Origin of the sequence: Erwinia sp. CGal63, from assembly GCF_037026505.1 — a bacterium.
GTDB lineage: Bacteria > Pseudomonadota > Gammaproteobacteria > Enterobacterales > Enterobacteriaceae > Erwinia.
Genome location: NZ_JAKUMN010000003.1, coordinates 342,658 through 364,382, shown reverse-complemented (window position 1 = coordinate 364,382; position 21,725 = coordinate 342,658). Strand labels below are relative to the sequence as shown.

Annotated in this window: 15 protein-coding genes and 1 pseudogene; all 16 read right to left on the bottom strand. The window is 57.0% G+C overall.

The window, feature by feature from the left end:
• Window positions 1-34: 34 nt before the first annotated feature.
• The 16 genes and pseudogenes from MKZ79_RS13015 to tagH all read right to left on the bottom strand — a co-directional run bounded on the left by MKZ79_RS13015 (window position 35) and on the right by tagH (window position 21,636).
• The gene (locus MKZ79_RS13015; protein WP_336142871.1) at window positions 35-274 is read right to left on the bottom strand and encodes a hypothetical protein; all 240 of its coding nucleotides are present in this window, start codon (window positions 272-274) and stop codon (window positions 35-37) included.
• A gap of 160 nt (window positions 275-434) precedes the next feature.
• Window positions 435-753, bottom strand: a pseudogene (locus tag MKZ79_RS13010) (RHS repeat-associated core domain-containing protein); the annotation flags it as partial.
• Window positions 754-1,291: 538 nt separating this feature from the next.
• Entirely contained in the window at window positions 1,292-1,828 is a 537-nt protein-coding gene (locus MKZ79_RS13005) for a hypothetical protein (RefSeq protein WP_336142738.1), read from the bottom strand.
• A 7-nt stretch (window positions 1,829-1,835) separates the two neighbouring features.
• Window positions 1,836-6,398, bottom strand: coding sequence for an RHS repeat-associated core domain-containing protein (locus MKZ79_RS13000; protein WP_336142737.1), 4,563 nt, complete (start codon window positions 6,396-6,398; stop codon window positions 1,836-1,838).
• A 3-nt stretch (window positions 6,399-6,401) separates the two neighbouring features.
• Window positions 6,402-6,836 carry a DcrB-related protein gene (locus tag MKZ79_RS12995; RefSeq protein ID WP_336142736.1) on the bottom strand — a complete coding sequence of 145 codons (435 nt, stop codon included), beginning with the start codon at window positions 6,834-6,836 and terminating at the stop codon, window positions 6,402-6,404.
• Window positions 6,833-8,758, bottom strand: coding sequence for a type VI secretion system Vgr family protein (locus MKZ79_RS12990; protein WP_336142735.1), 1,926 nt, complete (start codon window positions 8,756-8,758; stop codon window positions 6,833-6,835). Before MKZ79_RS12990 ends, MKZ79_RS12995 begins: the two co-directional genes overlap by 4 nt.
• Window positions 8,759-8,822: 64 nt before the next feature.
• Entirely contained in the window at window positions 8,823-9,272 is a 450-nt protein-coding gene (locus tag MKZ79_RS12985; protein WP_336142734.1) for a hypothetical protein, read from the bottom strand.
• A gap of 212 nt (window positions 9,273-9,484) precedes the next feature.
• The gene (locus tag MKZ79_RS12980; RefSeq protein WP_336142733.1) at window positions 9,485-10,924 is read right to left on the bottom strand and encodes a serine/threonine protein kinase; all 1,440 of its coding nucleotides are present in this window, start codon (window positions 10,922-10,924) and stop codon (window positions 9,485-9,487) included.
• A 25-nt stretch (window positions 10,925-10,949) separates the two neighbouring features.
• On the bottom strand, window positions 10,950-13,559 hold the full coding sequence (tssH, locus tag MKZ79_RS12975; protein ID WP_336142732.1) for a type VI secretion system ATPase TssH: 2,610 nt from the start codon (window positions 13,557-13,559) through the stop codon (window positions 10,950-10,952).
• A 134-nt stretch (window positions 13,560-13,693) separates the two neighbouring features.
• Window positions 13,694-14,725, bottom strand: coding sequence for a type VI secretion system baseplate subunit TssG (gene tssG / locus MKZ79_RS12970; RefSeq protein ID WP_336142731.1), 1,032 nt, complete (start codon window positions 14,723-14,725; stop codon window positions 13,694-13,696).
• Window positions 14,722-16,599, bottom strand: coding sequence for a type VI secretion system baseplate subunit TssF (tssF, locus tag MKZ79_RS12965; protein WP_336142729.1), 1,878 nt, complete (start codon window positions 16,597-16,599; stop codon window positions 14,722-14,724). The genes tssG and tssF overlap by 4 nt, the downstream gene beginning before the upstream one ends.
• Window positions 16,600-16,601: 2 nt before the next feature.
• The gene (gene tssE / locus MKZ79_RS12960) at window positions 16,602-17,153 is read right to left on the bottom strand and encodes a type VI secretion system baseplate subunit TssE (RefSeq protein ID WP_336142728.1); all 552 of its coding nucleotides are present in this window, start codon (window positions 17,151-17,153) and stop codon (window positions 16,602-16,604) included.
• Window positions 17,146-17,958, bottom strand: a complete 813-nt coding sequence (locus tag MKZ79_RS12955; protein ID WP_336142726.1) for a type VI secretion system accessory protein TagJ — start codon at window positions 17,956-17,958, stop codon at window positions 17,146-17,148. The genes tssE and MKZ79_RS12955 overlap by 8 nt, the downstream gene beginning before the upstream one ends.
• A gap of 24 nt (window positions 17,959-17,982) precedes the next feature.
• The gene (locus MKZ79_RS12950) at window positions 17,983-18,957 is read right to left on the bottom strand and encodes a hypothetical protein (protein ID WP_336142725.1); all 975 of its coding nucleotides are present in this window, start codon (window positions 18,955-18,957) and stop codon (window positions 17,983-17,985) included.
• A 22-nt stretch (window positions 18,958-18,979) separates the two neighbouring features.
• Window positions 18,980-19,771, bottom strand: coding sequence for a PP2C family protein-serine/threonine phosphatase (locus MKZ79_RS12945; protein ID WP_336142723.1), 792 nt, complete (start codon window positions 19,769-19,771; stop codon window positions 18,980-18,982).
• Window positions 19,771-21,636 carry a type VI secretion system-associated FHA domain protein TagH gene (gene tagH / locus MKZ79_RS12940; RefSeq protein ID WP_336142722.1) on the bottom strand — a complete coding sequence of 622 codons (1,866 nt, stop codon included), beginning with the start codon at window positions 21,634-21,636 and terminating at the stop codon, window positions 19,771-19,773. Before tagH ends, MKZ79_RS12945 begins: the two co-directional genes overlap by 1 nt.
• Between the last annotated feature and the right edge of the window lie 89 nt (window positions 21,637-21,725).

The following is a 21,725-nucleotide window of genomic DNA, read 5'->3' as shown; positions in this document are numbered from 1 at the left end:
CTATGCAACTTTGACACATTAATTTTCATATTCTCTATATCCTATTGTAAGGGACATTTAATTTATCTAAAATTCTATACTGCTGCTCAAGAACTTGACTAATCGTTTTATTATCAAAATCAGAAAATTCTAGATTATCTCGTATATACATCAATTTTTCTTGCAAAGAAAATGACCACTTTCCTTTACCTTGGGCTACTCTAAAGTCTCTTCTAATATTTTGCCCATTCGAAATAATAGTGTGCGGCATTCCTTTAGCTGTTTCTAAGGTTATTGTTAGAGCTAGCTTAGGATTATAGCCATATTGTGATAGTTTATTTACAGCCCATTCCTACTGAAGACCGTGATGTGATTGTAACTTTCCACCATTTGGGCCAACCCTTTAGGCTTGGGTAATGAATCTTTATGCGTTTTATTAAAATATACGTAAGGTTTACAAGGACCCAGCCCCAGTGGGTCAACCCAGGTTAACGGATCTCCCACATAACCATAAATATTAACCCTACCCGCCAGCCCAATAGGGTCAACCTGCGTAAACCGTCCGCCAACCGGATCGTAATACCGGAACAAATTGTAATGAAGGCCCGTCCCTCTGCCCAGGTACTGTCCCTGGAACCGGAGATTCTGCTGCACGGCCTGAAAACCGGTTGCGCTTTCGCGCTTCGTCTCGCCCCACGTAGAGAAGCTTCCACGCCACACCACTTCGCCATGCTCGTCGGTCATGCGTTCCAGCAGACCGTTCAGCTCGGTGTGTCACCAATGTTATCCACCCGCGCCACCGGCTCACAATTGTATGCCGCTCAAAGACGATATTGATTAGATCCTGGATAACTAGCTCAAGCGGGATTTGAGATTGAAGCAGAGTAAATCTGAAGGTGATAAGTGGCTTTCTGGTCTGGCTCCCAGACAGTTGTAAAAAAATACGGCTGCACCAACTGTAGGTGCGCTCTTGCATAAGAAGCCGAAGATTGAGCAGCCCCGACAAAAGGGCAGGCTTTACCAATATAAGTTGACAGCTAAAAATAAAGCCGGAAGATGTGTTATTCTCATTTCCAGCTTACTATATAAAAATTACACTTTTATTCAATTCTCGTTATAAACCATTCAAACTTAAAAATAAATAATAAACTTAACAGGGTCATAACATATTAAAATATCGACTAAAGAAAGAAAGCCCCATCACACTTTATTAATCCCCACACTCAACTTTACTTATAAGCATCATGCGTTTTAGATTTATAAACAATCAAACACACTCTTAAAATCACACATATATAAAATTTAACTTAATTTAAACCTCCCCAACCTCTATAAAAACCACCCCTTTAAATTTCTTTCCAAATTTTGAAATAAATTTTTCAGTGACAAAGTATGTTGAAGATAAAATTTTATCTCTAAATATATATTGCTGTTCAATTACTTCTTTATCAAAAATATATTTACCTGTCTGATACATCTCTTTAAGTTCATCTTTACTATGATATTTTAGTGAGGGCAATACATTTATTACATTTATATATTTAAAATCAATTTTATTATTAGTATGAATTGGCAAAATTTCAACTTCATTTAATTCATTAAACACATTAAAAGCTACATCTTCAGATACGTATAGCAAACCATCATCAAAACATGAAGAATTTATATCCTCTCTCAATTCCTTTTCTTTTTTTGTTTTACCTTCAAATAAAAACACATTAAATGGAACCCAATCATTAGACAGTTTAACACCATAATTGGAGAATGCCTTAACTGCTAATGGATCTTTATCATCCTGCAGATAAAACTTATATTTTGAATGGTCATGCTTGATTTTATATACTTTCATAATATCACTAATATATATTCCTGTTAAATAATAGATCATCTCTAATAGCATTCAACTCATCGATAACACCTTGTTTCCCATCTATCATATCTGCACTCTGTATACGTGAAACTACATTATCATAGTACTTATTCGTATGAATTACTCGATGATAAGCTCCAGGTTGAATTGAATTAGGATCAATGTGCTTTAAGAATATTCCATTCTCGGCTGAATCTATGTGGATATCATGTTTTTCGAGTATTACTCGAGCTCTTAAAGCTCTTGGGTCATCCCAAGCAACAATATGGTGTGCAGCAGATCCCCGAACCTTGTTCCATGCCCTCATCATATGGCCTTCAACGCTTGCTAATGTTTTATTAGCCTTTCTCATTGCCCGGTTCAATGCTCTGGCACAGCCTGCAAGCCCCAGTGGATCAACCCAGGTCAGAGGATCGCCCACATAACCATAAGTATTAACCCCGCCCGCCAGCCCAATAGGGTCAACCTGCGTAAACCGTCCGCCAACCGGATCGTAATACCGGAACAAATTGTAATGAAGGCCCGTCTCTCTGTCCAGGTACTGTCCCTGGAACCGGAGATTCTGCTGCACGGCCTGGAAACCGGTTGCGCTTTCGCGCTCCGTCTCGCCCCACGTAGAAAAGCGGCCACGCCACACCACTTCGCCATGCTCGTCGGTCATACGTTCCGGCAGGCCGTTCAGTTCGGTGTGGTACCAGAAAACATCCGACTGTTCACCGATGCTGTCCACCCGCGCCAGCGGTTCCCAGCTGTTTTCGCTGTAGATGTACTGCGTGTTACGCGCAGGCTGAAGGCTGCTGCTCTCGCCCACCATCCGTAATCCGCTCCACAGGAACGAGATAACCTCCGGCTCTTTGCCATGTCGGTGCAGGATTTTCTGGATGCGACGCCCGACAGCATCGTAACGGTATTCCGCGCGGCTGAATTCTTTGTGCCCGTCAAAGCGTACTTCACTGATGCGATGTTCATCGTCATAGCTGAAGTGTTGCTCTACGGCTTGAGAAGAGGCTTTCCGCCACGTCATGCGGCCAAAGCCGTCGTAGCGCCAGCGCGCGCCCTTCAGCCTGAGCAGCAGGTTGCGCCATACGGTTTCGCCCGGCTTTTCGGTCTGGTTTCCGGCTGCGTCCCAGCTGAAATGTTCTTCTTTATCAGCCCGCACCTCACGCGTGACCTGGCCTGCCGCATCATAGCCGAAACGCTGCTGCTGGTTCGCCCACTCGTTCTGCCGCGTTGCGCTGTCCAATACCATTTGCTGCATGACCTGATCCAGAGAATCCCAGCGGTAACGCCGTTCAAAAACCACGCCTGAACGATCGATAAAGCCGCTGCGGCGCATTACGATCCGTCCGGCCGGATCGTAGCGTGTTTCCTGATGCAACGCGCCCTGGGTACGATCGATTTCACGGTGCAGTTTGTCGCGCTGGTAGCCTGCGATTTCAGTCTGCTTTCCATGCTGCTTCAGGTTCATCTGCAGCAGATGGCCGGTGCCGTAACGCAGACAACTTAGTTCGCGGCCGTCCGGCAGCGTAGTACTGCTCAGATTACCCAACGCATCGTACTGATGCCAGAACAGGCCGCCGCTGTTTTCTTCGCTAAGCAGATTACCCAGCGCGTCGCTGGTTAAGGCCAGCACCTCGGCTTCGGCTTCACGGCCCTCAGACCGGGCCTTCTGCCACTCCGCCAGCGCTATCTTTCTGACCTCTACGCTGTCCGGGCCATAGTGATATTCGGTACGGTGATGCTGTGTGGTTTTCACCGTCAGGCGACTAACTTCGTCATATTCAAACCGCGTGCGGTAAGGCTGCAAGTTTTCGCCTTCAACAGGCAGCGGATGCTGTACCACTTCCGTAACCTGGCCCAGCTCGTCATAACCATAGCTTTTGCGCCGGCCCGCATAGTCAACCTGCGCCAGCAGGCGCTGGCTATTGTCATACTCAAACTGCCAGCGATCGCCGTTTGGATTAATTAACGCAGTCATTCGCCCAAAGCGATCGTATTGATAGCGGGTAATATGCCCTGCCGGATCGGTTTGGCTGACGATCTGCCCGCGCACGTTACGGGTTACGTGCCGCTCTGAAAAACTGTCGACGTTCTCCCCGACCAGCATTCCGGCACGATCGTACTCATATTCCGTCTCACGCCCATCAGCACGCGTCAGACACTGTAAACGGCCCGCTTTGCTCCAGCGATAGCGCGTGGTATTGCCTTCCGCATCCGTGCTACTCACTAGCATGCCGGCATCGTCGTAACGGCGGTGACTCTGATGGCCGGAGCAGTCTTCGTCGCGCTGTAGCTGACCGCGTTCGTTCCACCAGAAGCGATGCGTGTTTTCCAGCGCGTCGGTACGCGTGGTTAAATCGCCCTGCTCATTCCATGTAAAACGACTGGTGCCGCCGAGCGGATCGGTGACGGCCACCACATCTCCGGCATCGTTGTACTGGTATTGCCATACAGCGCCGTCGGGCTGGACTTCTTTCAGCGGAAACGCATAGGAAGGATGCCAGATAGTGGTCGACGTGCGGCCTGCAGGATCGCGCACCATCGCCAGATTAGCGCGTTCATCGTAGTCATATTCCCAGACCCGATCGCCCACACGTGTCGCCATCAGCAACTCGCCCTGTTCCGCCCAGCGATACGACCAGTGCGCGCCATAGCTGTCGATATAGTCGGTAATACGGCAAAGGTTATCCCAGCGATGCTGCGTGGTGCCGCCGGAGAAACAGGTCACCGTGGCGCTACGCGCTTCTTCATCAGCATCGATCAACCAGTGTTCAAGGCAATTTTTATGCTCGTCCACTACCTGGTATTCATAAACGCGCCAGTAGCGTGAATCGGTAGCTGGCTGCCACTGATACTCAACGCTCATGCCGGTGGCATAGCTGTGCGACGCCATCAAATCGCTAGCACGATCCCAACTGAAGCGGCGCGTTTCAACGTCATCCGCATCCTGTACGGCAATCAGCTGTCCCTGCGAATTGTAGCTGTAGCGCATCAGCGGACGCAGTTCATCGCCCACAACCTGATCGATTGCAGTCACTCTTCCGTGTAACGGTTCATAGCTAAGACGAACGTCCAGCGCTTCGTTATCGCCAGCGATGACAACCAGCTGTCCGGCTTCATTCCAGGTAAGATGCTGGCAATTTTCATGGCGATCGTAAATGCGACCGATACGCCATTCACCTTCGCGCAGCGGATCCGGCTCGTAAAGATGAAATTCACCCTGCGCGGTTTGCATGACGATCACGCCCTGCAGCGAGCAGAACAGCGTAAAGCCATCTTCATCAAAACGCACCACGTCGCCTGGCGCGATCTCGCCCAATCCCAGCTCCTGGCCGGTTACGTCCCGCCAGGCAAATTGAAAAGAACCATCCTCATCACGAAAGCGGATCAGGCGCGTTTCGAACGGCATCATCCAGCCCGTACCGAACATGCCTGTGTTCAGATTGCGGCTGTGGTAGATACGCTGCCAGTAAAGCGGGATGCGATCTTCCAGCACAAAATCAAGATCGTCCTGACCAGCCAGGATCTTGGCGCCGGTAGCATAGTTAACCGGGTGAAAACTCTGCATCGCCGCAGAGGAAATAGCGCCTGCAGCAACCGTTCCTCCGGCTTCGGAAACAATGGTACAGGTGATTTGACGCAGTGCGCGTCGTGCGGCGATGCGTGAGAAAAGCTGTTCCAGCAGCTTAGCGCCTTCTTTACCAATCCCGCCGCTCAGCAGACCGCCGACAAAATAAGCCAGCATATTTTTGCCGCTGCGGATATCGCGCACTACGACGCTGTCGCCGCCAATCCGCACGCGAGGATTTTCACTAACCTGAATGGTCGCTTCGCAGGTGCTGCGATGGCCATTGCGCACGGCTGGATGACCGTTGATAAAAACTTTTTTCGAGCCTTCCGCCAGGAAATTGGCGTTTTCGGCAAGGTGCCCTTTGGTACAGGCCACGGTATCTTTATTGGCTGGCGTGGCGTAGGGGCTGGCGCTGGCTACGGTTGGCTGAACCAAATCGTCCCAGAGATTGCCAAACCAGCTGCCCACAGATGCCGCGCTAAGATGGCTGATCTTATCCATTGCGGAACTGATAGCGGCTCCCGGATGACGTACGGTCGAGGCGATGCCTCCGGCCACGGCCATCGCAATATCCTTCAGGCCTGGCGCTTCTTCGCTGTCGTCAGAGGATGTGGCCAGCCAGTCGCGATTTACCGTACCTGCCGCGCGAGCCGCCGGTTTGCCCATAATATTCACGTTATCGGAACCGCTGGTTATCACCGCATCCGGCGGCCCACGCATGCCCAACGTATCAAGCAGGCCATCTACGGCGTCGCTGGCCTGGTTGCCGAGTTTTTCAGGATAGCCGGACGCCATTGCACCGATCATTAATCCGGCGCCGACAGCGACGCCAGCCACGGGATTAACGGCAAACAGCATGCCGGCACCGACTAAAATGCCGGTATAAATAGCCCCTTCTACCAGTCCGCTGACAAGATCGGCCAGCGCCGAGCTGTGAACTAAAGGATCGTCTAAACGGGCAGCGGTCAGTTCAGACATAACTCAGGCCTCCGATCCCACAGCAGGAATAAATCCCTGTTTGATATCCTGCCAGACGGTCAGCGAATCAGCATCAAAAGCGCCTGCACGGCTATAGGTTAGCGTCATCAGATGCGTGTCGGTTCTGACTACCAGCAATTTTTGAACCACCGCTACACCCTGATTTTCGAAACGCATTGCCACTTCCCGTGCAGGTAAATTGCCAAAGCGCGTTTCCTGAACCTCTTCGGCAGCGAATTTTTTCATATCGCGCTTCACTTTCATCAGCTGCTGTTTCAGATAGCTTTCTTCTTCGCCTTCTTTCACATCCCAGGCGCGAGTTACTACCAGCGTGGCGCGCGCTTTCGGCAGCTTGAGGATAGTAATGCTTTGTTCCTGACAAATTTCCGGCAGATGCAGTTTGCCTTCCGTTAACCAATATTCCTTTTTCTGGCTCATGCATCGCTCCCTTTATCGTTTAATTCTTTCTCTAATTCGCTGGCAATATCTTTTGGCGTTGGTGAAGGCGACGGCGCGGTTTCCGGCTGTTTGATATTCAGATCGAGCGTACCGCCCGTATTGATTTGCCCCTGTTCTGAAGCGTTGATCTGAAAATTTTTACACTGGATGGAAACGGTGCCGTTGGCGTCAAGCGTCAGCATGCTATCGCCGCTTACCAGGCTAATGCTTTTGCTGGAAGCCAGCTGCATCCTGCCGTCCGATCTGACCGTATACTCCCAGCCAACCAGCTCATAGTGTTCGCACTGCGTGGTATTAAAACAGGAGCCAAAAATTTTCGTGCTGTAGTCTCTCTCAACCTGCAAAGCCGAGTAGCCACCCACCGTGCGGGTTTCGTCATTTTTAATATTGGTATCCATATTCTTCTGCGCCTGGATCCACACCTGCTCTTCGCCCGCCTTGTCTTCAAAGCGCAGCGCGTTGGCGTTGTCCGGCGTGCCGTCTTTCGAGCGGCTTAAAAAGCCCATCTGCGTTGCCGCGCCCGGCAGCGCCCACGGCGGCATGCTCGCCTCGTTGTAAACGCGGCCCGTCACGATCGGCCTGTCCGGATCGCCGTTGATAAAGTCGATCACCACCTCGTCGTTGACGCGCGGGATCTGCACGCCGCCGAAGCCCTGGCCCGCCCAGGCGCTCGACACGCGCACCCAGCACGAGCTGGTGTCGTCGCCTTTCGCCAGCCTGTCCCAGTGGAACTTCACCTTGATGCGGCCATATTTGTCCGTCCAGATGGATTCGCCCTTCGGCCCCACCACCTTCGCCGTCTGCGGCCCGTGCGTGCGCGGCCACGGCGTTTTCGGCGCGCTGCGGAACGTCACGTCCGACGGGATAACCCGGATGGCGATGTTGTGCTTCGTGCTGCCGTCGCCGCCGCTGGCGTAGCGGTTCTCTTCAAAGTCGTAGTACGCGCTTACCGTCAGGTACTCGCCGTTGTCGCTGAAGAACGGCGCGTTCAGCAGCCCGAAGGTATAACCCGGCGCCAGGCCCAGCGCCGTGCCCACCGCGCTGATTTGCTGGTGCTCCACCTGCCATACTTCCTGGCGGATTTTCGCGTAGAACTCGCCGTGGTCGTGGTCGACAAAGTGGCCCGGCCAGTCGTAGACGTCTATCTGGCCCGGCGCCGGTGAGGCCGGGTTCTGCCGCGCCTGCAGCATCCACGCGTTCGGCTTGCGGAAGTCATAGTCGTCGATGCTGTAAATGCCCGGCGTCACGCGGTCTTCCATCTCCCACACGCTCACGCCTTCCTCGCCCGTGCTGCCGCCCGACGGCGTCTGGTGATACGGGATAATTTCGTAGTCCGGGTACGGCGCGTGCTGCTGCGCGCTGTCGGTCAGCACCAGCGTGTGCCTGTCCGCCTCGTGGCGGAAGAAGTAGTAAATCCCCTCCAGCTCCATCAGGCGGCTGATAAAGTCGAAGCTGCTTTCCTGATACTGCACGCAGTATTCCCACACGCGGTAGCTGCCGGTGAGCCTGTCCTCCACCGTCACGCCGTACTCGCCCAGCAGCGTTTTGATAATCGCCACCGCCGTCTGGCTCTGGAAGATGCGCAGGTTGCGGTCGCGCTTCATCGGCCACAGATCCGGCTCCATGGTCAGGCGGTAGACCGCGTAGCGCGTGCCGTTCAGCTCCTGGCTGTAGACGCCCGCCTGGGTGATTTTGCCGTTGAGGTAGCGCGTGGCCATCAGCCCCTGCGTCGGGATGCAGACGGTTATCGGCTGGCCCAGCAGCGTTTTGCGGTCGATACGCGCGGAGGTCGCCAGCAGCTCAACGGTGAGTTCAAAGGATTCGGAAAGGGATTCCCGGCCATTGAGTTTCCAGAACAGCAGGCCCTCGACCGGCAGAAGGACGGTGATACGATCAAACATGGTGGTTTCCCGGACTGGCCCGGCTACGCCGGGCTGATGATAATGTTATAAGTTGGGTAACAAGTTATTGAGCCAGAGGTTGCGCCAGCCACACGCCATATAACATGAGCGCGCCACCCGCGGTGGCAAGGCATTTTGCAAGAGAAAGGAGTGGCGTTCCCGTTTGTTCGGATAGCCAGACTATTTTAGAATAGTTCGCCTGATTATATTTTTCATGGAATCCGGTGATAGTTGAAAATATTCTACAAATCATTACGACCATAAACTTTACGCTAAGAACGCATATAAATGACATGCTGGACTTTTTAATTGCATCTGTTGCGACGTCTGTATTAATCAGCGGCCAGACTATAAGTATGTTTTTTAATATCACAGAGGAAATAGCGATACCCGCGAAAACCCCAATAAACTTCAGGCCAAAAAGCAACCACTCTTTTTTATTGAAGAAATCCTTACCGTTCCAGATAAAGGATACGGCGAGGCCCAGAAAAAGAAAATACCCAATCCAATTCATAACTGAGATCTTACCATGCTAATAATTAATTTAATCCACACCTTAAATAACGCGTTGAACGATGATCTTTCAGGATCGCCAGCCGCAGGTTTCAAAGACTAAAACGGTTTCCCTGACTGACAGACCCGGCACCATGTCGGCCGGGTAAAGATTTACTCATTCGCGCTTTTCGTTTTTGCGGAAGGCCGGGTCTGCACCTTCCGCCAGCTCACTCAGCTTTGCGGATTAAGCAGCCAGACGCCTTCGCGATCCACAGTGATGCTCTGGCTGCGCGTCTGGCCGCCGTTGCTGATGCTGAAGCGGTAGTCGCCCGGCGGCAGCTGCAGCATGGCGAAGCCGTTCGGCGACGGCACCAGCGCCTGAGCGCTGCCGTTCATCGCTACTTTGTCGCCCGGCAGCAGCTTGATATAAACCTGAGCAACCGGTTCCGGCTCGGCGGCAGGCGGCACGGCTTCAGGTTCCGCTTTAGCGGTTGCCGCTGGCGGCTGCGCAGCGACGGCTGGCGCAGAGGTTGCCGCTGGCGCAGAAGGCGCGGCCGCTGGCGGATTCGTGGCAGCGGTCTGCGGCGCGTCGCTGCCGCCACCGGCGAGCAGCGCGCCGACGCCAATACCTACCAGCACGCCAGCGGCAATCAGGCCTGGCACCATAAAACGCTTCAGCCCGGCGGCTTTCGACGCTGGCGCTTTCTCCTCAACCGGTACCAGCATGGTGCCCGGCCCGCTGACCTTCACTTCGAGGATTTCGTTGATATCGCTGGCGGAAAGCTCCATCAGCGCGGCAAACTCATCCACCGTCTGCGGACGATCCTCCGGCTGCAGCGCCAGCGCGCGGTCAATCGCGTGCAGCAGCGGCAGCGAGTAGCCTTCCGGCTTTTGCTGCATCAGCGGCTTATAGTTATCCTCGATGCTGCGCACCACGCTGACCGGCGGCGGCGAGCCAACGATCAGCGTATGCAGCACCGCGCCCAGCGCGTAGATATCGGTCCAGCTGCCCTGCTCGCTTTCGTTGTCGTCGCTGTATTGCTCAATCGGCGCAAAGCCCGGCTTGAGCATGGTTTCGGTCTCGTCGGAGAGGTTGCCGATCGCCTTACGCGCCGAGCCGAAGTCCAGCAGCACCGGCACGCCGTTCTCCTGAATCTGGATATTATCCAGTGAGATATCGCGATGCAGATAGCCTTCGCGGTGGATAGTATTAATCGCGCCGAACAGCGGCGGCAGCAGGCAGCGGATCCAGGCTTCGCTGATCATCTCCGGGCGGCGGCTGTGCAGCTGCGACAGCGTGGTGCCGGTATAGAACGCCGTGCCCATATAAGCGGTATCGTTCTGCACCCAGAAGCGCAGCACGTGCAGCAGATTCGGATGGTTAAAGCGGGCCAGCAGCCGCGCCTCCTGAATAAAGCTGTTCAGCCCGGCGTGAAAACTTTTGCTGAAGCGCTCGCTGCGCAGCACCAGCGTCAGGTCATCATTGCGCACCGCAAGCGAGGCGGGCATAAACTCTTTGATGGCGATGGTACGTTCGAGCTGGTGGTCCCAGGCGCGATAGACGATGCCAAAGCCGCCGCCGCCAATCACCTCTTTAATTTCAAACTCGTTAAAGCGGTAGCCCACCGGCAGAGCGTTAGGAATAGCTCGCGGAATATCTTGTTCTGACATATTGGACAACTCTCTTAATTGCGGCTTACGCCTCAAACTGACACTGGAACTCGCCCTCGTGCAGGGTTACTCGCAGGCGTTGGTACTGTTCTTCACGCCGGTGCGCATCCAGCAGGAGCTGGCTCATCTGCGGCAGCAGCGTGTTGGTAAGGATGGCATCGACCATACGGCCGCCGGATTCTACCTCAGTACAGCGCTGAACGATGCGTTCAATCACGCTGTCGTCCACTTCAGAGACGATGCCGTGGTTCTGCTCCAGACGCAGCTGGATACGTTTAAGCTGCAAACGCACGATGCTGGCGAGCATCTCGTCGCTCAGCGGATAGTAAGGCACCACCAGCAGACGCCCCAGCAGCGCTGGCGGGAAGACTTCCAGCAGCGGCCCACGCAGCGCGCCTGCCAGCGCATCCGGTTCCGGCATCAGCTCCGGATCGGCGCACATGGCGCTGATAAGCTGGGTGCCGACGTTAGAAGTCAAAATAATCAGCGTGTTGCGGAAATCGATATGGCGGCCTTCGCCATCCTCCATCCAGCCTTTATCAAAGACCTGGAAGAAGATCTCATGCACGTCGGGATGCGCTTTTTCGATTTCGTCCAGCAGCACCACGCTGTAAGGACGGCGGCGCACCGCTTCAGTCAATACGCCGCCTTCGCCGTAGCCGACATAGCCCGGAGGCGCCCCCTTCAGCGTCGAGACGGTGTGCGCTTCCTGGAACTCGCTCATATTGATGGTGATGATGTTCTGCTCGCCGCCGTAAAGGGTTTCCGCCAGCGCCAGCGCGGTTTCGGTCTTACCGACGCCGGACGGGCCGCAGAGCATAAAGACGCCTACCGGCTTGTTGGGATCGTCCAGCCGCGCGCGGGAAGTGCGGACGCGTTTAGCGATCAGATCCAGGCCGTGGCGCTGACCAATCACGCGCTCGTTCAGCGTGTCGGCCAGCTTCAGCACCGCGTCGATCTCGTTTTTCACCATGCGGCCCAGCGGAATGCCCGTCCAGTCGGAAACCACGGCGGCCACCACGTTAGCATCGACGGCGGCAAACAGCAGCGGCGCCTCGCCCTGAAGCGTTTTCAGCTGCTGCTGCTGGTCGGCAAGCTGCTGGTGCAGGGCGGCGACATCTTCCGCTTTGTCTTCGTGCAGCTGCGCGCGTAAAGCGATAATGCTATCCACCAGTTCGCGCTCGTTCTGCCAGCGTGCGGCTAATTCATCGCGCTGCATGGCCAGTTCGCCAAGCTGCTCGCTGATTTTAACCACGCGAGCCGGATCGCCAATCGTCACTTTCGCTTCGCGTTCCGCTATCTCTTTTTCGATCTCCAGCGCGTGGATGCGCTGCAGGCAATCTTCCAGCTGCGGCGGCTGCGCGCTCTGGCTGACGGCGACGCGGGCGCAGGCGGTATCCAGCAGCGCTACGGCTTTATCGGGCAGCTGGCGAGCCGGAATATAGCGATGGGAGAGTTTTACGGCAGCGACGACCGCTTCATCTAGCAACAGCACACGGTGATGCTTCTCCAGCGGCGCGACAACGCTACGCAGCATCAGCAGCGCCTTTTCCTCATCCGGCTCCTGAACCTGCACGGTTTGAAAACGACGGGTCAGCGCCGGATCTTTCTCGATATATTTTTTGTATTCCGCCCACGTGGTCGCGCCGATGGTGCGCAGCTGACCGCGAGCCAGCGCAGGCTTGAGCAGGTTGGCCGCGTCGCCCGTGCCCTGCTGGCCGCCCGCGCCAATCAGCGTGTGGATCTCGTCGATAAACAGGATAATCGGCGTGGTGCTGGATTGTACCTCGTTGATCAACGCCTGAAGCCGCGCTTCAAATTCGCCCTTCATGCCCGCACCGGCCTGCAGCATGCCGATATCCAGCAGCCACAGCTGGACGTTCTGCAAAGGCGCCGGCACGTCGCCCGCCGCCATGCGCAGCGCCAGGCCTTCCACTACCGCCGTTTTACCCACGCCCGCTTCGCCGGTCAGCAGCGGATTGTTCTGGCGGCGACGCATCAGGATATCCACCATCTGGCGGATCTCTTCGTCGCGTCCGGCGATCGGGTCGATCTTGCCTTCGCGTGCGCGCGCCGTCAGATCCTGCGCGTACTGCGCCAGCGTGCTTTTCTGCTGCGGCACGGTGCCGTCCTGCGCAGGCGCGGCGGCAATGCTGGTTTCTTTACTGTTGGCGAACACGCTGTCGAACTGCTCCAGCAGCGTGTCGGCGCTGACGCGACCGAACTGCGGCGAGATGCCTTTCAGCACGTTTGCCAGGTTAAAGGTTTTCAGCAGGCCGATCAGCAGATGACCGCCGCGGATCTGCTGCACGCCGAACTTCAGCGAACCATATACCCAGGCGCGTTCCACCGCGCTATCGATATGTTCCGACAGATCCGATACCGCGCTGGCGCCGCGAGGCAGACGATCCAGCGCGGCAACGATATCGCGCGTTAACGCCTCTTCATCCAGAGAAAAGTAGCGAATAAGCTGTTGCAGATCGCCATCCTGCTGCTGCATCAGCTGATGCAGCCAGTGCACCAGCTCCACATAGGGATTGCCGCGCAGCTTGCAAAAGGCGGTGGCGCTTTCCAGCGAGGTAAATAACAGCGTATCCAGTTTGCCGAACAGTACGGCGCGGCTGATTTCTGACATGGTTGATCTCAGTGAGTTGAAGTCTTTATAAAAGAGGAAGGGACAAAATTTGCTGCTGCGACAACAGGCTGCACAATCAAAATATTGTAATAAGAAGAGAAGGCTTATTTTTTATAACGTCTTGCGGCTTAAACCTATTGCGATTCCGGACTGAAGGTTAAATCGCGTAACGGCCGCTCGCGGTTTAACTGGCCCAGCCAGCTGTTAAAGCCCAGTCTGGCCTGGCCGCCCAGCGTAACGCCTTTCGCCTCTTCGGCCGCCAGAATCAGCCGCAGCTCCCAGACATATTCAATGCCCAGATACTGCCGTACCCAGTCGCGCAGCTGCTGCGTCCAGGCTTCGCCCGGCAAAAAGCGGTTATAGGTGTCCAGCGGCATCGGCCCCAGCTCGATGCGAAACTTATGCTGCACGTCGCGCACCGCCACGCCCAAAAACATCGATTCGCCCAGCTTCGGCGCGTGTCTGCCCGCGCCCAGCTTTGCCCGCTCACGGCTGTCGATCGGCAGCCAGTGCGGCACGTTTTCCACCAGTTTTACCGGCACGTTAAAGTAGTGGCTGAGGATTTTTTGCAGGCCTTCTACGTCGCGCGCCTGCCGGGTTAAGTGGCCCGCCACCGCATAGCGCGCATGATCGCTCAGGGTTCCTTTTTCCCTTTGCGCCGGCAGCCCCATGCCGATCAGGCTGGCCAGATAGCGCTCGAAACGCCGATCGTCTTGTCGATCCAGCGATACCGTCGGCTGCGCGTCGGCCCAGGCGCGATAGAAAAGCAGCGTCAGGCGGTGATGAAACAGATCGGCAAAGGCCGACAGGCTGCGATCCTGATGATGGGTAATGCGCTCGCGGGCATACTCCGTCAGATGCGTCGGCAGCGGGCCGTTAGGGCCGAAGAGGCCGAAGCTGAGGATCGAAACATCGTGCAGCGGCGTATTGTCGCGCGGGCTGGCTTTAGACAGCGTGGCGGGCGCGAAGGCCAGCGACGGTTCCTGGCCGATACGCAGCGGTTCATGGCGCGGCTGCGGCGCCCGACCCAGCGGATAACGCTCGCCGCTCTGGGCGTCCAGCCTGCGCAGCAGCTGGAACAGATCGTAACGCCACGGCGCCTGTGTTACGCCGGGCCAAAAGTCCTGCGGCAGCCGCGGCGCTTGAGGGATGCGCAACACTTTCATACCAGCGCCCTTTTGCCCATGCGCGCGGGCCAGTAGCCGATTTCGCCGCGCTGCTGGCTGGTTAGCGTCAGCTCGGTAAAGCTGTTGATGGCGACCAGCCTGGCGAATACCTGCTCCAGCACGCTGCCCAGCAGCCACGGACTGGCACCGGAGAACGCCTGTTCGTCAACGCTCAGCTCAATGCCGATACCGCGCGCGAACACGATAGGGCCGGGTTCCGGCACGCGACGGTTCACCGGCTTCAGCTGACAGTGGCGAATGCCCTCGATCTGCCGCGCGACCGGCGCTTCCGCCAGGTTGGCGTACAGTCCCAGCAGCTCGCGCAGCGCCGAAGCGCCTTCGCCGTCGTCGCTATCCATCAGGCTTAAATAGTTCATCTGCAAATGCCCGATCAGCCGCCAGGCCGCCATGCCTTCCGCCAGCGCCTTACGCGGCGGCGTCGGGCCTTTACGCAGCGTGAGCTGACCTACAGGCAGCGAGTCCGCCATCATAAAATTGCCCTGATCCTGCGCCAGCAGCATCAGCGGCAGGTCGCGGCTGGTACACATCACTTCTGCCGTCAGGTAGCGTAAATCATCGCGCCACGGCGACTGGCGCTCATCCACCAGCGAGAGAAAGACCTCCGAGCCGATATAGCCGGTACGCGTGCCGTAGCGCTGCGCACGTTCCGACAGGGTACGCTGCTCGCGTCGCAGCGAGAAATAAGCGCCGTAATCGCCTTCGTCCCGGCTGAAGGTGCTCCAGAAAGGGCGAAAGATCTGTTCGCCCTGCTGGCGATCGCCCGAGGCATAGAGCTTCTGTACCGAATAGATCTCATAATCCAGCGGCCGAATATTATCGACCACCAGATGATACTCATGCGCGCCGTCGCTGACCTTCTGCCGCTCCGCCGTTTTCGGGAACAGATTGATAACCGGCGTGCAGTGCAGCGCCAGATGGCTTTTGTCGATCACCCTTTCCAGCGCCGCGTCTGCCTTGTCCAGCAGCAGCACGATTTCAAAGGCTTTTACCTCTGGCCCACAACGCGCGGGCAGTTCGCCCAGCCCGCTGACGCTGACGAACTGGAAGCGCGCCGGGAAAGCGAAATATTCCTGCAGCAGTCGATAACCGTCGAAGTTGCGCAGATCCTGCGGTAGCAGCGCCTGATCGGCGGCGAAACCTTCCTGCTTCAGCGCATCGTCGCTCAGCGCCACGCGCTGCGGCTGCGCTTCCACCGTCTGGCACAAGGCGCCGACCGTGTGCTGCATAATCAGCTCCAGCAGCTGCTGCGCCTGAATATCGGGGCCGCTGAGATAGAACATCAGGTTATCGAGCGTCAGATGACTCAGCGCTACTTCGCTAAAGCACTGCAGGCGGATACGCAGCGCGCTGACCGCGCCGCGCTGGCTCAGTCCCAGGCTACCCAGCGGAATATCCGCCGGCACGCCGCCCAGCTCCACCTGGTCAATGCGCAACGGCTGCAGCATGACGTCGTGCGCCGTGGCGTAGCTACAGGTTACGCCGTTCTTTTTCAGCGTCTGGCTGTCCATCATGGTGCCGCGCGGCACCAGAAAACCGCCGCTGATATCGCCTTTTTTGCCGTCCGGATGCAGCTCGGCAATCGCCATTGAAGGCATCGGCGAAAGGTAGTTGGGCGCAATCATCTCCAGCATACGCTGGGAAAAACGCGGGAACTCGGCGTCCATCTTCAGCTGCACGCGCGAGGTCAAAAAGGCAAAGCCTTCCATCAGCCGCTCAACGTAGGGGTCGGCCACTTCGATGCCGCTCATGCCCAGCCGTCCGGCGACTTTGGGGTAGCGTGCGGCGAACTCCGCTCCCATTTCGCGCAGATATGCCAGTTCACGGTTGTAATAATCGAGCAGTTTGCTGTCCATGATTACCCTACGTCTTTCAGTTCAAAATGGCCGTTTTCTAAATCAAGATCGGTACGGAACAGAAACTCCAGCGGATAAGGCACGCACCAGAGCCGCCCTTTGATTTCGATCGACAGCACGTTATGCAGACTCAGCGAGCTGGTATCGGAAATGCAGCGCACCTGTAAGCCTGCCGGCAGAATGCGCGGCTCGAAATGCAAAATGGAGTTGGTCAGCTTGCGCTGAATATCCTGCCATTCGATATCGGACATCCGCTGTCCCGCCAGCGGCGCGACGCCAAAGTTCCAGGCGGAACGCCGCACGTGCGGAAACGGCGATAGATCCTGTTGCGCTTCGTTATTGATGCTGTTGAACAGCCACTGCAGGTCGCGCAGCACGTTGCGTTTCAGCGCGGTGTGAGAAATCACGCGGCTGCTGGCCGCTTCCTGCTGCTTGTCGGGCGCGTTATCGGTCAGCCTGTCCAACAGCGACGGCTGCATTTTGTCGCGAGCCGTCGTTGCCTCTTTGCCGCGCTGACGATAGCCGCCATGCAGCAGTTCTCTGCCATCACTCATCGTCGGTCGCCGCTCCGGCGAAAACGAGACGCGTCAGGCTCAGCAGCGGGAAATCGCGCTCTTCACTCAGCCAGGTTTTCTGGCCGTGACCGATAAACTGCTGGTCATCCAGCGGCGACCACTCGGTCACGGCGCCAAGACGCAGATTGTCGCTGGCAGTATCGGCGAACGGATAGCGTACCGGCAGCTGGCAAACCTGCTCGCTGCCGTCGATCAGCGTGACGGCGGTGTGCCGCCAGACCAGATCGGTGACGCTGGCCGGCGCCTGAAAACGCATTTCGCGAATGGCGGCGAACGGCAGCCAGGTGTAGTGGCCATTGACGATCAGTTCGCAGATCGGGCCAAGGCGGCCATCGCCATCAATCAGCCATGCCACGCTGTGCGCCTGCTCATCCTGCGTGATGACCTGCGCCGGATTGAGCGGCGCCGCCTCAAAAGCCGCCGCGCGCAGTTCGTCCGCCTCGCTTGCGTGCTCCTTGCGTAGCGCTTTCAGTAGATCTTCTGCCCAGGCGAAAGCCTCGCCGGGCATTCTCGGCATCGCCAGCCCTTCGAAGACCGCCGCACGCTGGATCTCTGCGGTAATGGTCTGCTCCAGTAGCGTCACCGTCGGCCGCGCCTGCGGTTTTAACGCCAGCCAGGACTTCAGCTGGGTTTTGGCGCGCGGCCAGTGGCCCGCCAGACAAAGCAGCTGCACAAAGGCCGCACGCAGATCGGCATCCGCCGGGCGGCTTTTAATGTCGTTTTCAACGCGCGCCAGCGTTTCCGCAAGGGTCGCGCCGGACATCAGTTCAGTGAGAGATTTCATAGCGTTCCTTTGGCGGGCAAGGGATTAGTTAAGCGTTCGGTAAGCGCCGGCGGCCGGATCTTTCAGCTCAGGATGAATCTCCTCCACCAGCTTAATGGTCAGCTTGCCGTCGACCAGATAAGGCGACCAGACTTTGCGAACTTCCTCCAGTCGCGCTTTCAGCGTGCTGGCGTCGCTGGCTTCCTGCTGGCTCATCGCCACCACCACGGCGCCGTCGGCCTGCCAGCCGTTCAGTGTGGGCGCGTAAGGCACAATCATCCAGCTCTGCGGCGACTTTTCATCGCTGAGCACCATGCGTTCGTTGTTGACGGTGGTGATCTGCATATCGCGGCTTACCGCTTTGCCATTCAGGTTGAACACCGGAAAGCCCTGTAAAAAGCTGACCTGCTGCTTTCTGGCCGCGCCGTTGCCCAGCCGCGTAATCTGGCCGTCGCCGCTGAGCCAGCCGTCGCCGCCGCAGGTCACGCCGCCTTTGGCCGGCACGAACAGCGCGCTGGTCTGGCTGCCGTTGTTCCACCAGGTGCGGAAATGACAGCCGTCGAGCAGGCTGAACTGGATCCACGGCGTGGTATCCGCTGGCGGAGAGAGATCTTCCGGTTTAATCGGCGCGGCGGCTTCAGCGGCGGGCGCTATGGCTTCCGCAGGCGTTTCCACTTCGATCTTACTCTGCCATTGTTTCGTCTTCGCGGCGCTGCCGTGCGCCAGCGCTTTACCGCTGCTGTCGGTGAGCTGCCACTGAAACGACGCTATTTTCGCGCAGCTGTGAGACATCAGATTTGCCACCTGCGGCAGCAGGGCGTTGACGTTTGCCGGATCCTTATCGCCGTTCGCCACGATGCGTAGCGGAATATCGCGCTTACACCAGCTGGCAGGCTTCTGATCCTTGACGTTATCGATCCAGACATCCATCTGCAGCGTTTTCGCGGTAACAACGTGGTAATCCTGCGCCCAGGCGGTGGACGCAATCAGCAGGGTAAAACCCGTTAGCCAATGTTTCATGAGTGTTTCTGAAAACCTTATGTTAATCACGAAGAGGAAAAAATCGGGCTGCGGCTTCCAGTGAATGCAGCAGCGTAGTGTCCTGCGGATTGCCGACCCAAACGGCGACGGCGCTGTAGTTGTCCTGACTGGCCGACGAGTGCAGCTCGTTTTTGCGGATGGCCTGCTGCATCAGCGTCAGCCATTCGTCCGGCGTATTAACCATATGCAGCGACTCCTGCATATTTTCCTGCGACAGCCCGTGCCAGAAGCCGTCGGTGCAGAGCAGGAAAGCGTCGCCGTCTTCAATTTCCACCACGTCGCTGTAGCTGGCGTCGCGCTCCTCATCGCCCATGCCAAGCGCGAAATAGAGCAGGTTGCTGTTGATGCCTTCGGTCTGATGTCCGGCATCTTTCATCTGCTGCACCAGGCTGTGGTCGGTGGTGACGTGGTAAAGATAGCCGCGACGAAAAAGATAAAGGCGGCTGTCGCCCGCGTGCGCCCACCAGGCCAGATCGAAATCCCGATCGATAAACAGACTGACCAGCGTCGTGCCCATGCGCTTGTAGTCGCTGAGCGCCTGCTGCTGGCGAATAGCGCTGTTGGCGTCGTTGACGTACTGGCGAATACTCTGCGCGTCCAGATGCCGCTCGCCGTCAAAGCGCTGCAGAATCGTGTCCCGCGCCAGTTCCGCCGCAACGTCGCCGCCCGGCAGGCCTGCCACGCCGTCGCAGACTACGAAGCAGGCCGAGCGCTTACCGATATGCTCACCGGTCTGATCCTGGTTGCTTTCGCGCGCGCCCTGGTGCGACATAGAGGCAATGGTGATATTCATCATTCTTCCGATCTGATTTGTGAGTCTTTGTACTGATTGACTTCCATGTCGTAGGCGTGCAGGAAGGCTTCGCCGAACAGCGTATGAAAGTCATCCTCGATTTCACCCGCCGTTTCGCCGTAGCGTTTGGTGAAATGCTCCCACAGCGCGGCTTTACGGCTGTTGGGCAGCGCCAGACGAGAGATGGCGCCTTCTTCGCGCGCCTCTTCCTCCAGCTGCTGCGGATTAAAGGATTGCAGCATGGAAGCGATAATCGCGCGGATGCCGGCGATCATTCCCAGCTGGTGCGCCTGAAGATCTACCAGCGCATCGCGTACCGACTGCTTTGGCGGCATAAAGCCGGGCATACGGCTGCCGAACATCTGCATCAGCACTGACTGGCCGGAAGGCAGCAGCTTGAACGGGTTATTGGCCTCGTCGAGGATCACCGTCATTTCCGCTTTTACGCCGCGTTTGAGGATCGAACGGGACGAAAGTAAAGCGACGGTGCCCTGCGAGAACATGCTCAGCATCTGACCCAGCTCCTGCATCGAGTCACGATCGAAGCGCGGCGTCGGCTGCAGATCTTTCAGCCCCATGCCGCCTATCAGCGCCTCCAGCAGCTCGCCGTTCAGACGTTCGCCATCGGCGGCGCCGCTATGGCTCTGCTGTGCGCCTGAGCTGGCGACCGGATCGATACGCAAACGCCCTTTCGGCGGCGGCGTGGTATTGCGCGGCACGGCCTGCGGCGTCGGCAGCGTGATGCCGCCGTAATCCTGCTGCTGCCGCGGCGGTTGCACTGGCGCAGCTGGCTGCTGCGCGCTTTCGTTAAAGTCGGCATCGATCTGCGGCACTTCTTCGGATGGCGTGCCGCTGGCCGAAACGCTTTCATTGAACAGCGGCGACTTCTTTAGCTCATCCGCAGCTTGCGGATCCTCGTCAAACAGCGGCGACTTATTCAGATCTGCTTCATCGCCAAACAGTGACGATGGGCTCAGCTCTGCACGCTCCTCAAACTGCGGCTCTGGCTGCGGCCTGCTGTCCAGCGCTTTTGGCGAAGGCGGTACAAAAGCGTCCTGCTTGCGCGGCGCTTCTTCCGGCGGCGTCAGCGGCACGGCGTTACCCATCATCAGGCCCAGCGGATCGTCGCTGTCCGCAGGCGCGCCGCTGCTGTTGCCGAACAGCGCCATCGGATCCAGACTCTGCTTTTTATCCTGTGAGGCCAGCGTACCCGGCGTGCTGTCGTCAAAGATGCTCTTTTGATCGAACAAAGATTCATTGTGGAACAGCGAATCGGGCGTTTGATCCCGACGATCCAGGTTAAGCGGATCTTTGCTGTCAGCAAACTGCGCCAGCGGATCGACCGGATTGCGCTCCTGGGCTTTTTCCATCAGCGGATTATCGTGGCCGGCAGGCGCGGGCTTACTGCGGCTGGACAGGTTGTCGCTGATAGAAAATTCCTGCGCCAGGCTGTCCCAGATTTCGCTGGGGATCGCGGCCGGCGCGCTCTCCTGTTTCGGTGCAGCAGGACGAGCAATCGGTGCAGGCCTGACCACAGGCTGCGCGGCGGCGTGCAGATCGGTTACCTGTAAACGGTAATCGTCGATACCAAGAATATCGCCATCCTGAAGTTCGACCTGACGGCCACGCTCCAGCGGGATATCGTTCAGATGAACCAGCGTTACGTTGCCGCGATTGGTAATGCGGCATTCGCCGTCGGCGGTGATATGCACAATCGCCTGTAAGCGGGATATCGTGCGGTCATCGTCCGGCAGTACCAGATTGTTATCGGCGCCGCGGCCGATGGTGCCGCCCGGCGGCAAAAAGTCGCAGCTGCTCTGCGGCGGCTGCTGACCCGCTTTGGTCGCTACTATCGTAAATCGCATCACGTTTTCCTGCGTTGGATGTCGGGCCGCGCCGGCGGTTCACCGGCGGGAGTTGAAACGGGCTGCTGACGACTGCTCAGCTTCGCAAT

What these genes read in the sequence shown, in the direction of transcription:
- MKZ79_RS13005 (WP_336142738.1), bottom strand. Translation starts at nt 1,828, where the DNA reads ATGAAAGTATATAAAATCAAGCATGACCATTCAAAATATAAGTTTTAT.
- MKZ79_RS13000 (WP_336142737.1), bottom strand. Translation starts at nt 6,398, where the DNA reads ATGTCTGAACTGACCGCTGCCCGTTTAGACGATCCTTTAGTTCACAGC.
- MKZ79_RS12995 (WP_336142736.1), bottom strand. Translation starts at nt 6,836, where the DNA reads ATGAGCCAGAAAAAGGAATATTGGTTAACGGAAGGCAAACTGCATCTG.
- MKZ79_RS12990 (WP_336142735.1), bottom strand. Translation starts at nt 8,758, where the DNA reads ATGTTTGATCGTATCACCGTCCTTCTGCCGGTCGAGGGCCTGCTGTTC.
- MKZ79_RS12985 (WP_336142734.1), bottom strand. Translation starts at nt 9,272, where the DNA reads ATGAATTGGATTGGGTATTTTCTTTTTCTGGGCCTCGCCGTATCCTTT.
- MKZ79_RS12980 (WP_336142733.1), bottom strand. Translation starts at nt 10,924, where the DNA reads ATGTCAGAACAAGATATTCCGCGAGCTATTCCTAACGCTCTGCCGGTG.
- tssH (WP_336142732.1), bottom strand. Translation starts at nt 13,559, where the DNA reads ATGTCAGAAATCAGCCGCGCCGTACTGTTCGGCAAACTGGATACGCTG.
- tssG (WP_336142731.1), bottom strand. Translation starts at nt 14,725, where the DNA reads ATGAAAGTGTTGCGCATCCCTCAAGCGCCGCGGCTGCCGCAGGACTTT.
- tssF (WP_336142729.1), bottom strand. Translation starts at nt 16,599, where the DNA reads ATGGACAGCAAACTGCTCGATTATTACAACCGTGAACTGGCATATCTG.
- tssE (WP_336142728.1), bottom strand. Translation starts at nt 17,153, where the DNA reads ATGAGTGATGGCAGAGAACTGCTGCATGGCGGCTATCGTCAGCGCGGC.
- MKZ79_RS12955 (WP_336142726.1), bottom strand. Translation starts at nt 17,958, where the DNA reads ATGAAATCTCTCACTGAACTGATGTCCGGCGCGACCCTTGCGGAAACG.
- MKZ79_RS12950 (WP_336142725.1), bottom strand. Translation starts at nt 18,957, where the DNA reads ATGAAACATTGGCTAACGGGTTTTACCCTGCTGATTGCGTCCACCGCC.
- MKZ79_RS12945 (WP_336142723.1), bottom strand. Translation starts at nt 19,771, where the DNA reads ATGAATATCACCATTGCCTCTATGTCGCACCAGGGCGCGCGCGAAAGC.
- tagH (WP_336142722.1), bottom strand. Translation starts at nt 21,636, where the DNA reads ATGCGATTTACGATAGTAGCGACCAAAGCGGGTCAGCAGCCGCCGCAG.